Origin of the sequence: Pontibacter litorisediminis (assembly GCF_029360645.1) — a bacterium.
GTDB classification, from domain to species: domain Bacteria; phylum Bacteroidota; class Bacteroidia; order Cytophagales; family Hymenobacteraceae; genus Pontibacter; species Pontibacter litorisediminis.
In genome coordinates this window covers 1,000,978-1,014,121 of sequence record NZ_JARDUA010000001.1, presented here as the reverse complement: position 1 = coordinate 1,014,121, position 13,144 = coordinate 1,000,978, and the positions used below count along the sequence as shown (strand labels likewise).

11 protein-coding genes and 1 tRNA gene are annotated in these 13,144 nt (G+C 47.8%); 6 read left to right on the top strand and 6 right to left on the bottom strand.

Annotated elements, in window-relative coordinates:
* Position 1: 1 nt before the first annotated feature.
* The 5 genes from PXG97_RS04365 to PXG97_RS04345 all read right to left on the bottom strand — a co-directional run bounded on the left by PXG97_RS04365 (position 2) and on the right by PXG97_RS04345 (position 5,235).
* Positions 2 to 877 carry an STAS domain-containing protein gene (locus PXG97_RS04365; RefSeq protein WP_276496495.1) on the bottom strand — a complete coding sequence of 292 codons (876 nt, stop codon included), beginning with the start codon at positions 875 to 877 and terminating at the stop codon, positions 2 to 4.
* A 494-nt stretch (positions 878 to 1,371) separates the two neighbouring features.
* Positions 1,372 to 2,856, bottom strand: a complete 1,485-nt coding sequence (locus PXG97_RS04360) for an alpha/beta hydrolase family protein (RefSeq protein ID WP_276496494.1) — start codon at positions 2,854 to 2,856, stop codon at positions 1,372 to 1,374.
* Between the two features lie 630 nt (positions 2,857 to 3,486).
* On the bottom strand, positions 3,487 to 4,020 hold the full coding sequence (locus PXG97_RS04355) for a dihydrofolate reductase family protein (protein WP_276496493.1): 534 nt from the start codon (positions 4,018 to 4,020) through the stop codon (positions 3,487 to 3,489).
* 72 nt (positions 4,021 to 4,092) lie between these two features.
* On the bottom strand, positions 4,093 to 4,827 hold the full coding sequence (locus tag PXG97_RS04350; RefSeq protein ID WP_276496492.1) for a helix-turn-helix transcriptional regulator: 735 nt from the start codon (positions 4,825 to 4,827) through the stop codon (positions 4,093 to 4,095).
* Between the two features lie 334 nt (positions 4,828 to 5,161).
* Positions 5,162 to 5,235 (bottom strand) — tRNA-Pro (locus PXG97_RS04345).
* 177 nt (positions 5,236 to 5,412) lie between these two features.
* On the opposite strand from PXG97_RS04345, the gene PXG97_RS04340 reads away from it, so the two are divergent.
* Positions 5,413 to 5,970 (top strand): DUF4136 domain-containing protein, encoded by a 558-nt coding sequence (locus PXG97_RS04340; RefSeq protein WP_276496491.1) that lies wholly within the window; start codon positions 5,413 to 5,415, stop codon positions 5,968 to 5,970.
* 11 nt (positions 5,971 to 5,981) lie between these two features.
* Here the strand turns inward: PXG97_RS04340 and PXG97_RS04335 are convergent, their stop codons facing one another.
* Positions 5,982 to 6,569, bottom strand: coding sequence for a serine acetyltransferase (locus tag PXG97_RS04335; RefSeq protein WP_276496490.1), 588 nt, complete (start codon positions 6,567 to 6,569; stop codon positions 5,982 to 5,984).
* A 523-nt stretch (positions 6,570 to 7,092) separates the two neighbouring features.
* Between PXG97_RS04335 and PXG97_RS04330 the strand changes: the two genes are divergently transcribed.
* From PXG97_RS04330 to PXG97_RS04310, 5 genes are all read left to right on the top strand, one after another.
* Positions 7,093 to 8,163, top strand: a complete 1,071-nt coding sequence (locus tag PXG97_RS04330; protein WP_276496489.1) for a M48 family metalloprotease — start codon at positions 7,093 to 7,095, stop codon at positions 8,161 to 8,163.
* A gap of 360 nt (positions 8,164 to 8,523) precedes the next feature.
* Entirely contained in the window at positions 8,524 to 9,216 is a 693-nt protein-coding gene (locus tag PXG97_RS04325; RefSeq protein WP_276496488.1) for a response regulator transcription factor, read from the top strand.
* Entirely contained in the window at positions 9,206 to 10,573 is a 1,368-nt protein-coding gene (locus PXG97_RS04320; protein ID WP_276496487.1) for a sensor histidine kinase, read from the top strand. Before PXG97_RS04325 ends, PXG97_RS04320 begins: the two co-directional genes overlap by 11 nt.
* A 104-nt stretch (positions 10,574 to 10,677) precedes the next feature.
* Positions 10,678 to 11,994, top strand: coding sequence for a TolC family protein (locus tag PXG97_RS04315; RefSeq protein WP_276496486.1), 1,317 nt, complete (start codon positions 10,678 to 10,680; stop codon positions 11,992 to 11,994).
* Complete coding sequence (locus tag PXG97_RS04310; RefSeq protein ID WP_276496485.1) at positions 11,991 to 13,124, top strand: efflux RND transporter periplasmic adaptor subunit; 1,134 nt, start codon at positions 11,991 to 11,993, stop codon at positions 13,122 to 13,124. Before PXG97_RS04315 ends, PXG97_RS04310 begins: the two co-directional genes overlap by 4 nt.
* The last annotated feature ends 20 nt before the right edge of the window (positions 13,125 to 13,144 follow it).

The following is a 13,144-nucleotide window of genomic DNA, read 5'->3' as shown; positions in this document are numbered from 1 at the left end:
ACTATCGGCTCAGGTTTAAGTTTGTGTTCTTATTTGCTTTTCTTACCACCTCCACATTACGCATGCTAAAGGCAAGCTGCAGGGCACTGGCCAGGCTCGCTTTGGTTTTGATATTGCTCAGGTCAATACCCAGGTGCACGATGGTTTGTGCGATCTCGGCACGAATACCGGAGATGATGCACTCGGCACCCATCAGACGGGTGGCGCTCACGGTTTTGATCAGGTGCTGTGCTACCAGCGAGTCTACCGCCGGCACGCCGGAAATATCCAGTATGGCAATGCTGCTCCCCGTATTCACGATCTCCTGCAGCAGGTTCTCCATCACGATCTGGGTGCGGGCGCTATCTAGCGTACCGATAATTGGCAGCGCCAGGATACCTTCCCACACGCGAATTACCGGGGTGGAGATCTCATTTATCTCATCTGTCTGGCGCAGGATCACCTCCTCACGACCTTTGATATACGTTTCGAAAGTGACCATACTCAGGCCGTCGAGGAGGTTGGTAGCGGTAAGCAGCGCTTTGTATAGCTCTTCCGGCTTATCACTATACTTCTCCTCCAGCACCTGGCTGATGGCTTGTTTCAGGCTGAGGACGTACATGCCTGTCTCGCGTGGGCTGAAGCCCTGTCGGGCACGGGTAATGGAAATATCGGTTAGGATATCCGTTACCTGCTCATACTCCGGTGCATAGATGTTCTCAATGTTGCCGCTTGCTGTGGCACGGGCCAGCCCGTTAAGCAACTCATCAGACTGCCGGCGCAGTTCCTCATTCGAGATCAAATCGTCGCGAAGCGATGCGTCTGCCAGTTGGTTTTGCATCCATTTCTCGAGTATTGGTTGTTTGTTATTCTGTAGTATTTGCGCTATTGTGTTCATACGTATGTGTAGGGGGTTATACTTCTTTCAAGTTTAATGATTGGGCTGAACATATCTTTGGGATAAAGGTAAGAAATGTATGCCGAAGTACAGGTTAATGTATATAAAAAGTGCTATGCAGATAGATCCGCATAGCCCTATGCATACGAGGCAAAGCCGGAAAGGTAAACAGCAAGGTGACTGCCATGGCGGGCCGAGACAGTGGCGGGGTAAAATAAAAGCCCTTGCTTTTGCAGAGGGCTTGTTTGGTCGGAGTGGCGGGATTCGAACGCGAATACCACCAAATCCAGCTATGTGAAAATGCCTCAGAAGCGTTGATTAGATGTTGGTTTCCGTTGAAATTTTAAGGTTTTTAACTCCTGCTGACGCAGATACTGACGCAAGCCCTACTGACGCAGGAAGTGACGCAAGTTAGTTTTTAAAGGTTTGGTACATTAGGTGAGCGAGGTGCAGCCGAAGCTTTGCTCAAGGACTGTGTTGTATAAAGTTGTTCTCTATCTCTGCAATTGCCCTTTCCTTGCTTTAACCGACTTACTCTTTGTCTGCCCCTCGAGCCAATCTCCTATTTTCTGTAACCCTTCAGGAGAGAAAGTCTCCTCCAGTGTATAAAGCTCATCATAGGTTCCTTTCGTAGCAGTCTGCATAAAGTGATTAACATTTGGCAATATCACAGACCTGAAGTTACTGTTTCCGCCTGCCTCTAATCCTGTTCTCATTGCTTCAAACTCTTCCTCAACAGACACCTGAGAGTCTTTGCTTCCACTGATAGCAAGGACTGGCACTTTAATCAGGCGCTGATAAGGGCCAGGATCTATATGAAGAAAGTCATATTGCCATCTCTCCACGTATGGATTAATGTAAAACGCCTCTCTGTTCTCAGAGTCGATACCCACTTCTTTGTGCCATTGCTTTAGCCTCGCAACGGCTGTTGCGCTATCGGGGGCACCTCCAACTATTTCATAGGAGTTGTCTCTAAGGAAAAGGTCCGCTTTGGCTTTCTCCTCGGAAATACCGCGAACCCGCAGCAGGGAGCGGTATCGTGCCTTACTGGACTCAATGCCATTAAGCCCCAACCCTGCAAGTAGTACTAACCCGGCCACAGCAGGATCCTGCGCCGCCACGATTTGAGCTTCTAGCGAGCCCTGGCTATGACCGATTATATATACATCCTTAACATTTATACGAGGTTCAGAACGTAAAGCCTTGACAGCGGCCTTTGCATCCTGGGAGAACTGGTAAATGGTTGTGCCGTGGTAACTGCCTGTAGACTCTCCTACGCCGCGCTCATCATAGCGCAGCACCGCAAACCCACGCCGGGTTAGCTCGTCTGCCAGCACCAGGAATGTTTTATGGTAAAACTGCTCCGCATCACGATTATGTGGACCCGAGCCTGAGAGCAGCACAACCCCTGGAACCTTCTTTTTTCCCTTTGGGGCAGTGATGCTTCCGCTTAGCTTCACACCAAGGCTGCTTCCTGAAAACTCCACGTCCCACTCCTGATAGGGATAGGGTTGCTGCGGCGTTTGGGGGCGGTGTGGCATTGAACCTAAAACGTCAATAGGACTTATCTGCAGCGGAAACTTCGATCCACTCATTAGGATGGTTCCTTTCAATTCCTTTGCCTCAGCGTTATAGAGGGCTGTGTAAATCAAATAACCGCCAAAGGTGTCAATGGTAAAGCGTATGCTGTCTTCGGCATGAGTGATTTTTGCCTGATTGCTATGAATCCCTTGTAAGGGCATATCAAATAACACTTTCGGTTTGGCCTGGGCTCCATTCTGGAAGTGAAAAATCATAGGATATTTTGTAGAGCCTATCATTATGTCACCTCCCCAACTACCTGTAAAATTAGTCTGCGCAAATAAGGGTGACGGGTAATTGAAAAGACACGCAGTAACTAATAATAATGTAATCCTCATATGGTAAGGAATAACAAAGTGTGGGAGCAAGCTCTTACGGTTCATTTTATGCTTTCCCATATTGGAATAATTTTATTTTTTATGATTTCATTTTTGTACAACTAGAGTATAGTGGGAGTACCTACACCTGCTATCTATACAATATGTGGAGTGTGGTTATCCCTCACTTTCATAGAATGAATATAGGAAGAAATAATTATAGTAGGGAAGGCTTGCTTTTAAATGCTACAGGAGTGGCGGGCTAAATAATGCTTTAAATATGAAAGGAAAAACACTCTTAAAATGAGCTATAAGACTGTTTTGTACCGGAAGCTTAAGTTAGTTTTTGGACGTCTTGCGTCAGTAGTTTATCAATAAAAAAGCCTTTTACACGCTGTAAAAGGCTTTTTTAGTAGTCGGAGTGGCGGGATTCGAACGCAAATACCACCAAATCTAGCTTTGCAAAAATGCCTCAAAAGCGCTGGTTAAAAGTTAGTTTCCGTTGAAATTTCGATGTTTTTGGCTGCAACTGACGCAGATTCTGACGCAAACGCTACTGACGCAGGAAGTGACGCAAGGTGATTTTTGGCTTCGCTTAGGGTGGTAATTAGATGCATTATTTTTCAGCCTGACTCAAAAGCACAAAAAGGACTAACGCTTAATGAAGTACTTCAGTCCCCTTTTTGCAAACAGGTGTGGGCGGTTAGCTGCTTATTTTTTTCTCTTATAATGCAGTTGTGTTAATCCTGTTTCAAATGTTTTTGCTGTGATAAATTCAAGTATTTGCTCAGGTCTTCCGTCTTTAAAAAGTCTTGTTCCGTTACCTAGTAGGATGGGGACAATCGAAATAATAAACTCATCTACTAAATCGTGCATCAATAGTTCATTTATAACTTCTGCACCACCATCACAATAGATGTTTTTTCCTTGTTCAGACTTTAATCGTTCAACTAATTTGGTCAGGTCCCCTGTATAGAAAGTCGTTCTGCCTACTGGCGCTCTTTCGTTTCTGGTTATGACATAAACATCCCGTTGTCCGTTGTCATAATGAAATGGCCCGATTTCTTTAAGCACATAGTCATAGGTTTTTCTACCAATAATTAAGGTGTCGATTGTGTCTGTAAATTTCGCATAGCCATAGTCCTCGCCTTCTTTTTCAACAATTTTTAAGAAACTAAGGTCGTCATTGGGTTTCGCAATGTAACCGTCTAAACTTGCAGCAATAAATAGTGAGATTTTTCGCATTTGTTTTGAGCTTTAGTGTGTATGCAAAACTACTATCGTACAACCGCTTACACTTTGTAGAAATGCGACATACTAAAGCTGTGACGGTGAAAGTCCCGTGTTTCGCTTGAGTTCATTGGTGAGATGCGAATGGTCATAATAGCCACATTCAAAAGCAATATCCAGGAGACTACGATCTCCACAAGAATTTTTGATGAGGGTTAAAGCATTTTGAAAGCGAATAATATTTGAATATGCTTTCGGTGATAATCCAACGTGCTTCTTGAAGTTTCTCTCCAGATGCCTTACGCTTGTGAAGTTACGTTTAGCTAGCTCGTGAATGCTGATTTGTCCGTTTGTTAAATGTATGTCATCGATAGCAGATTGTAACGGGTGGTGTTGGCCTTTCCTTCTGTTGATAAAATATTGGTTGAGATAATCGAAGGGGTTGTTGAGAACCTTATCAATGTTAAATGAGTTGGGCTTTTCAAATTCAACTGTATTATCAATCAATTCATTTTGTGGAGCATAGTTATAGAAAGTAGCAAAAGCTGCAGGTTTGAAGCAAGCGCCTAATAAATGTGTCTCGCTGTCAATATAGCTGTCCTTAAACGAGGTCATTGCACCAACTACATAAGTTTTCCCAAATACCATAGAAACCGAGCCGTTGTCTGTCAGACAAGTAGTACCCAAATTCATTACTAATCCAGCACAGCCATCAGGAAAATTTCGCTCCCATTGTCCATCGAATTTATCTCCTCTCAACTCCCAATAAGAGTGAATAAAGGGTGCTACTTCTTGGCAGGGTTTGATTTCTCTGTACTCCATTTATTCTGGGTATCGTTTTACAATAACCGTCAATTTTGAGAATGGTAGAAGTATCTACTCTTTCTATCTGTACTTCATACGCATTGTGGATGTCTCTTACTTTAAGAGAATGAATATAGTAAGAATCAGTTAAAGAAGGGGATGTTTGCCTGGAAATTCGATGGGAGTGGCGGGATGAAAAGCTCCACTTTAGATGTTTGAAGATGGTAAAAGTGGCTTGCAGTACTCGCAGGGGCTGTTTTGCCTCAAAACCTGCGTCAGTTAGGATCACTTTTGCGTCAGTAGTTAATAAATAAAAAGGCCCTTTACACGCTGTAAAAGGCCTTTAAAATTGTCGGAGTGGCGGGATTCGAACCCACGACCTCCAGCACCCCATGCTGGCGCGATACCAGGCTACGCTACACCCCGATTTTGACCAGCAAATTAAGGCGGCAACATTAAATATGCAATGGTTAGCCGTCTGAAATTTTAAGGGTCTCTCTTCAAAGAGGTAGAACTAGTACCGCAAGCACAAATCAGGCCGCCATACCTGATAGCAAACGCTGGCTTGGATGAGGCGTATAGTTGTTAAAAGTTAAACTCGCCATGAACCAACAGACAATAAAAATACACCTGCTCCTCCTTAGCGTCCTTTCTTTGGTGGCTGCTGCCTGCTCTCCTGTAAGGGTGCTGGATACCGAGGCCGAGGAAGGCTTTCAGCTCTCGAGTTACAAAACATTCGATTTTTATGAAGTAGATGCCAGTGGTATGGAACTGGAGCCATATAACCGGCAACTCGAATATGTAAAGCAGGAGATCGCACAGCAGTTACAGCAGCGCGGGTTAACCCGCCGTTCGTCGAGCCCCGAGCTAAAGGTAAATCTGGGAATAGTGGTAGCCGAGAAAGTGCAGACCCGTGAAACCAATATCCTAACCGACCCGCCGTACTACATGGGGCAGCGCCGCTACACCTGGAAAAGCGAGGAAGTGGAAGTGCGCCGCTACAACGAAGGCACCCTATCACTACACTTGGTCGATAATGCCCGGAACGAGCTCGTGTGGCAGGGAGCGGCAGAAGGCGCCATTCCAGACGACAACACACAGAAGCTGCAACGGCGCATTAGCCAAGGCATACAGAAACTGATTGCTAAGATTCCGCAGTAAACCTTAGTATACTAAACGCTCATGGGGCGCCTCTGCTGCTCCGTTGGTAAAGGTGCGTTTTCAGCCGGTTCCTGAGGGCGAGGCGGTGTATGCTCTGCATCGGGGGCTACTATTTTGATGACCCGCGCAGGATTACCCACTACAATCGCGTTGTCCGGGACATCCTTCACCACTACCGAGCCCGCACCGATCCTCACGTTGTTGCCTACCCTGACTTCGCCGATAATGCATACGTTGGAGCCAATTTCCACATTATCGCCAATAACCGGGGAGCCTGAGTAGGAACCATCCGCTTTTCGGATGTTGCCTAAAGTGGTAGAGTGGCGAATAAAGCAGTTTTTGCCGATAATAGAGCAGCCGTTTACCACCAGCGCCTGCCCATGGCCCAGCACCATTCCGGGGCCAACGCTTGTCCAGTGGGGCAGCTCTATGCCCAGCACCCATTCTACAAAGAACTTGTAGAACGCCAGGTACGGTAGCCAAAGAATACGGAAGAATTTATTGATGGAGGCAGGGCGTGCCAGGCGGAAAAGCATCATCACGAGCCGTCCTTTTAGGTTGCCTTGGTTGGCCGCCCAATCCTGAAAAACATAAGACATACTACACTTGTGTTTTAACTGTGAGCTCAGATTTACGGTGTAGCATGTACCGCCGTTGCCCTGATATAACTTCCCGTCAGATTTATATAGGAATATGGGTATAGGAGCCAGCTTATAGGCTCCCTGCCACCTGGTTGATCCAGGAAACGCTTCAATTATGCTAGTACAGAGGCAGAGTACCATGTAAAAGGAACCAGATAGGGAGGTGCGTCGGTAGCTTATAATACAAAGTGCCGAAGTAGGCAAACTGGTGTACGGCAGGAGAGGTAACAAAAGTACCCAAAGAGGACTAATATGACCATTTTCAGCGTGACCGGACTACTTATGATACTAGTCAAAAGTAAAAATATCTTGTACTTTATTTAACTTTTACTTGCTTGCCTCGTTAGATGTTCCCATATTGTCATGGAAATATAATATAGCTAATCTTTACTAACCCTTTAATCTCACTTACATGAAGTCACTCAAGTTTGCCCTAGGCTGCCTAGCGCTAGGTTTTATCACTGTGTCCTGTGATAACACTATGGAAGAGATGGATACAACTATGGCAGCAAGTGCTGTTAGCCAAAATTCGGTAGCTGCCCCCCAGGGTACCAACATCACCAAACAGGTAGCACTTAAAGATCCTGCTGAACTGAAGTTTATTGGTGAGAACCTGCGGGATTATTTTGTAATAAATAATGCTGTGGAGGCAACAGAGTGTGGGCCTACTGAGTTTGTATCCGTTCAGAACAAGTACATCCGCATGCTGGGGCAGGAACTCGTGCCTGTGTTTGGAGGGGAAACTGCCAACTACCTGTTCAGCCTGTACATGGATATCAACCTTGTGGCAGCCTATTTCGATAGAACTCCGCAGCAATACTTTGGAGAGCAGGGAGAATACACAGATTTCATGGCCAAGCGAAAGCTTGAACTGGAGAAGTTCTGGAACATGCCGGGGCAGATACGCGTGAACGGCCAGCACAACGCCACCTTAAACGACAGGGACAAAGTCGCCTCTATTTTGTATAGGTATTATACTGGCTTTCCTACTGAGAAGGATGCATATGCATACGCTGACATGCTGATGGGAATAAACAGCATGATGTCTACCTTACCGGAGTCACCTTTCTTTTCGGTTGACGGTTTTGCCACCAGCGGCAACCTTATTGTGATAGGAGATGGATTGGTGAAAATGCTGTCTGAAGCCGGCGTGGCGCAAGATATTGTTTGGACAGGCGTACTGGCGCACGAGTGGGCACACCAGATTCAATTTGACAACTATACCGCTTGGTACCCGAACGGCGCTGCTGATAACGCCCCGGAGGCTACACGCTACACCGAATTGGAGGCCGATTTTATGGCCGCTTATTATATGACGCATAAGCGTGGTGCCACCTATAACTGGAAGCGTGTGGAGCAGTTTTTCACCCTTTACTTCCAGATCGGGGACTGTGGCTTCACAAGCGATGGACATCATGGTACGCCGCAGCAGCGTATGGCCGCCGCGCAACTTGGCTATCAAACAGCTAGTCAGGAGCAGAAGCAGGGCCATATCATGACCCCGGAGCAGTTGCACGAGATATTTGTGTCAAGCATCAATAACCTGCTGTAAGCTAGCAGTATACTTGCTGGCAGAAACAAAAAGCCGCTCTATCTACAGGAGCGGCTTTTTGTTTTTCCTAGCCTCTTGTTAGGTGCGATCAGCCAACCTACCAAAGCACGCCTCATGACTTGGTAGGGTGTTCCTGGTGCACGATACTACCTCCAACCCTGCTCACAAGGGTAAATTATACTTCAAAGTATAACCGGCAAGTATAGTCGCTTCAGAGATGTAAGTTTTAAGTATAAGCATACTTTATGTAAGCTTGTTTGCTGTGGAGCAGGCAGCTTTTGCTTACCTGCCGTACAATTTATGTATTTCTCGGAGGGATATAGTAGCTTTACCTCGCTAACGAAATAGATAACCTTTGTTATGATGAAGTGCCTTTTGGTTGAAGATGATGCCCGTGTCGCCTCTTTTATTGAGGAAGGTTTGTCTGACAAAGGCTTTCAGGTAGACCAGGTAGCAGACGGATACGAGGCAGTCCGCAAGATCAGCAACAACGAGTACGATGTAGTGATACTGGACATCATGCTGCCAGGCATAGACGGCTTCGAAATCTGCAAGATCACCCGAAAACGCAACATTGCCTCTATCATCATCATTTTAAGTGCCCTGGGTGACCCGGAGGAAAAAGTAAAGGGCTTAGAGGCCGGCGCGGATGATTTTATGTCGAAGCCATTCCATTTTAAGGAACTGCTGGCCCGCATTAACGCGCACATCCGAAGGAAGCAGCTGGAGCAGGGAGTTTTTGAAGCCGACAAGTATGCCGACCTGGAGGTGAATGTGGAGCAGAATGTAGTTAAGAGGGCAGGCAAAGAAATCACCTTAACACCCAGGGAGTTTAACCTGCTGCTCTACCTCCTGAGGAACAGGGAGAAAGTGCTGTCGCGGGTGGAGATAGCACAGGCTGTGTGGGATATACATTTCAGCTCCAACACCAACGTGGTGGATGTATACATTAACTACCTGCGCAATAAAATAGATAAAGACTTTTCGTTTAAGTTGATACACACCATAAAGGGCCGGGGCTATATGCTGGCTCAGAAATCGGATGAATCTTAAACAGAAACTTGCCTTACGCTCCACGCTGGTTTGTGCCATTACGCTGCTGCTCGTGCTGGGCAGTACCCTCTACTTTTACAGGAACTATACTTTAAACGCCTTTTACAGCAAACTGGAAAACCGCGCCCTGGTTTCTGCCATTATTTTCCTGGAGAAGGATGAACTGAACAAACGGAAGTACCAGGAGTATGAGCAAAGGTACCTGAACACGCTCGACACCGAAACGCTTCAGATCTATGACGCTGCCGGTAATAATGCTTTCGTGCCGGAAATAGCCTCGTTTCCCGTAGACCAGCAACTCCTGCAGCGTATTCGGCAGAAGGGCAAGTATAACTTTAAGGTGCAGGGGAGGCAGTTTGCCGGCATCTACTACGAGGATAACCAAGGGGATTTCGTGGTTGTCAGCTCAGGCGAAGACAAAGCCGGCCAGGCCGGACTGCAGAACTTAAGTATAGTCTTTATCTGCCTGCTGCTCGTTGGCATCCTGATCACCTATGTGCTGAACGTGCTGCTGGCAAGAAACACCTTTCGGCCTTTTTCTGCCATCCTGCAGAAAGTAAACTCCATCTCCACCGAAAACCTGAACTCCCGCCTCCCCGAAAGAAACCAACCTGGTGATGAACTGAGCGAGTTGACCGCTACCCTCAATACTTTTCTGGACAGGTTAGAATCAGGGGTAAATAACCAGAAGCAGTTTCTAAAGAATGTTTCTCATGAGCTGAAAACACCGCTTGCCGCCATTTTAGGCGAAGCTGAGCTAAGCCTCGAAAGAGAGCAAAGCGCTGATGCGTATAGGCAGGTAATAAGGAAAATTGCTAAAAGCACAGCCGAGCTTAACTCTGTTGTTGAGGGGCTTCTGCTGATTAGCGGCCTGAACAATAACAGTCCGAAAACCACGCTTCGCTCTTTCCGCCTCGACGAGCTTCTATGGGAGGTACTGGAAAAGCTTTACTTCAAGTATCCTGATGCCGAAGTGGAGACGCAGATGGAGGTGGAAGAAAGTGAGGTGATGCAACTGCGGTCGCATCCAGAACTCATTGCCACGGCGCTTACCAACATCATTGATAATGCCCTGAAGTTTTCGGATGACCGGAAGGTAACCATCACGGTTAAGCTATCTGAAACAGGGCAGCTCATGCTGTTGGTACAGGACAAAGGACCAGGCATACCCGAGCATGAGCAAGACAAGGTTTTTGACCTCTTTTTTCGGGGCAGCAACACACAATACCTCCGGCCCGGGCACGGAATCGGACTGTCGCTTACCAGGCACATTACCGAATTCTGCCACATCGGCCTCTCCATCTCTTCGGCTGCTGAACATGGCACGGTGGTGAAACTGGTATTCCCTGCGGCCTAATCATAAAATAATCTCTCTCTAATCTACTTCTAATCTTAGCCAAAGAAGCCTTTAATGTTGCCGCGATAGCTTTGTAAATCAATACAAACAGCTATCCGCCTACCATGACATTAAAGTTATTCTTTTGTCCCGCATGGCTCCTGTTGCTATTGCTTTTGCCTGCTTATCAGGCGCAGGCACAGGAGCAGCAACCAGATACCCTCGCTCTTACGAGAGTGGAGGCAGAGGCCATCTTCCTGGAAAAGAACCTGGCTCTTATTGCCGAGCAGCTAAACATCGACCAGGCAGAGGCCCTGATCTTACAGGCAAAGGCCTGGCCAAACCCCGAGCTGGAAATCAGCGAAGTGAATTTTTGGGCAACACCACACCAGTTGGCCAATGGCGAAGGAGCGCCGCCGCTGTTCGGAGACCGGTTCGGTAAAAACAGGCAATTCTCGGTGCAGTTGGAGCAACTGGTGCAAACTGCCCGCAAGCGCAAAAAGAACATCTCGCTGCAAGTGGCAAACCGGGAGCTGGCCCAAACAGCCTATAGCGAAATGCTACTCTCGCTGAAAGCCGAATTCAGAACGCAGCTTTCTGAGTTGCTTTACCACCAGCAAAACGTGCGCCTGCTACGCCGGCAGCAGAACGTGCTCTCTCAGTTGATACGGGCACAGGAGGCACAGCTGCGTAACGGCAACATCTCCAAGGCAGATTTCTATCGCATAAAGGCACTAGACCTTTCCATGCGAGCCGAACTGAAGGAGGCGCTGGAGGAGAGCAATGAGGCGCAGAAAGACCTGAAGTCGCTGATGATGTTGCCGTCTAACGTGACGCTGTTCCTGACGGATGCAGGTCCGCTACCTGGCCAGTCTCTGCTCCTGAACCAGCCGCTCGATAGGCTGTTAGCCTTGGCCGAAGCACAAAACCCCACGGTACGTGTGGCAGCCTCTGACTTGCGGGTGAGCGAGGCGGAGCACACGCTGGAGCGCGCCATGCGGGTGCCTGATCTAAAGTTCAACACCAACTACGACCGTGGCGGCAACATCCTGCTCAACTTCATAGGATTTGGCGTGTCTATGGATCTCCCGTTTTTCGACCGCAACCGGGGTAATATACAAGCGGCACAGGCACGGGTACAGCAAAGCAAGCACCTGCACGCCCTTCGGGTAAGTGAGGCCCAGAACGAAGTGGTTAAAACGTACCAGGACTATCAACAGCTGGCCGATCTCTACCAGTCTATCGATGAAAACTACATCAACGAATTAGACGATGTGCTGGCAGGGGTAAGCCGCAACTTTCAGCGCAAAAACATCAGCCTGCTGGAGTTTCTCGATTTCTTCGACGCCTTCAAAGAAAACAAGCTCCTATACTTTGATACTATCCGAAGCCTAGAATCTAAAAAAGAAGAACTCAACCTATTAACCGGAACCGACTTATGATCCGCTCATACTATATCAAAAAATTAAACAAGCTTTCTGCCGCTGCCTGCTTTGCCGTTTTTTTTACGGCTTGCCAGAGCACCGACGCAACAGAAAAAGAAGCTACTAAAACAACGGAAGGCTACTGCCTGCCGGCGCAGCTGGCAAAAAGTATAAAACTGGCCGACGTGACACCAGCCTCTGAAAGTAACCACATTCAGCTAACCGGCCGCGTGATGAGCAACCCGGAGAAATACTACCGCTTTGTGCCATTGCTGGATGGTGTGGTGTCGAAGGTTACTTTCTCTATTGGCGACTATGTGCAGAAGGGCACGGTGCTGCTGGAAGTGCGCAGCCCGGAGCTAAGCAGCCTGAACGCAGATCTTCGCACCGCCCAGGCACAGCTAAAGCTGGCACAGCGCCAGCTCTCGGCGACACAGGAAATGTACGAGGACGGCGTGGCATCGGAGCGCGAGCTGATAGAGGCGCAGCAGGATGTGGAGATGGCCAAACTGGAGATTGCCAAAGTGCAGGAGAACTTAGGGATTTACGGTGGTAGCCTGGAGCGCGGGGTGCTTATTATCAGGGCTCCGTTTAGTGGCTACGTGGTGTCGAAAAACATTGTGAGCGGCCAGCAGATTGAGGCAGGGGATGAGCCGCTGTTTTCCATCTCGGACCTGGAAGAGGTATGGGTCATGGCCAATGTGTATGCCGGTAACCTCAGCAGCGTGAAGCAGGGTATGGAGGTAGAGGTGAGAGCCTCGTCTTATCCCGATCAGGTATTCAAAGGGAAGATAGATCGTTTGGCCAATACTTTTGACACCGAAGAACGCGTGCTGAAGGCGCGCATCAGCATCCAAAACCGCGATCTGCTCTTAAAGCCGGAGATGTTCGTGAACGTGTCGGTAACACAGGACAATATCGTACAGGACAAGGAGCAGCACCTGCTTTCGTTTCCGGCCAAAGCCATGATCTTTTCGAATTCCAAACACCAGGTGGTGGTGTACCGCGACAGCTGCAATTTTGATGTAGTGCAGCTGGAGCCTGTGTACCAGACAGCAAACGCTGTGACGGTAAAAGAAGGCCTGAAAGCAGGAGACAAGGTAGTGACCGAAAACCACCTGCTCATCTATAACCAGATTCAGAACTAAAGGGAGGGGCACAGACAGAC

What these genes read in the sequence shown, in the direction of transcription:
- PXG97_RS04365 (WP_276496495.1), bottom strand. Translation starts at nt 877, where the DNA reads ATGAACACAATAGCGCAAATACTACAGAATAACAAACAACCAATACTC.
- PXG97_RS04360 (WP_276496494.1), bottom strand. Translation starts at nt 2,856, where the DNA reads ATGGGAAAGCATAAAATGAACCGTAAGAGCTTGCTCCCACACTTTGTT.
- PXG97_RS04355 (WP_276496493.1), bottom strand. Translation starts at nt 4,020, where the DNA reads ATGCGAAAAATCTCACTATTTATTGCTGCAAGTTTAGACGGTTACATT.
- PXG97_RS04350 (WP_276496492.1), bottom strand. Translation starts at nt 4,827, where the DNA reads ATGGAGTACAGAGAAATCAAACCCTGCCAAGAAGTAGCACCCTTTATT.
- PXG97_RS04340 (WP_276496491.1), top strand. Translation starts at nt 5,413, where the DNA reads ATGAACCAACAGACAATAAAAATACACCTGCTCCTCCTTAGCGTCCTT.
- PXG97_RS04335 (WP_276496490.1), bottom strand. Translation starts at nt 6,569, where the DNA reads ATGTCTTATGTTTTTCAGGATTGGGCGGCCAACCAAGGCAACCTAAAA.
- PXG97_RS04330 (WP_276496489.1), top strand. Translation starts at nt 7,093, where the DNA reads ATGGAAGAGATGGATACAACTATGGCAGCAAGTGCTGTTAGCCAAAAT.
- PXG97_RS04325 (WP_276496488.1), top strand. Translation starts at nt 8,524, where the DNA reads ATGATGAAGTGCCTTTTGGTTGAAGATGATGCCCGTGTCGCCTCTTTT.
- PXG97_RS04320 (WP_276496487.1), top strand. Translation starts at nt 9,206, where the DNA reads ATGAATCTTAAACAGAAACTTGCCTTACGCTCCACGCTGGTTTGTGCC.
- PXG97_RS04315 (WP_276496486.1), top strand. Translation starts at nt 10,678, where the DNA reads ATGACATTAAAGTTATTCTTTTGTCCCGCATGGCTCCTGTTGCTATTG.
- PXG97_RS04310 (WP_276496485.1), top strand. Translation starts at nt 11,991, where the DNA reads ATGATCCGCTCATACTATATCAAAAAATTAAACAAGCTTTCTGCCGCT.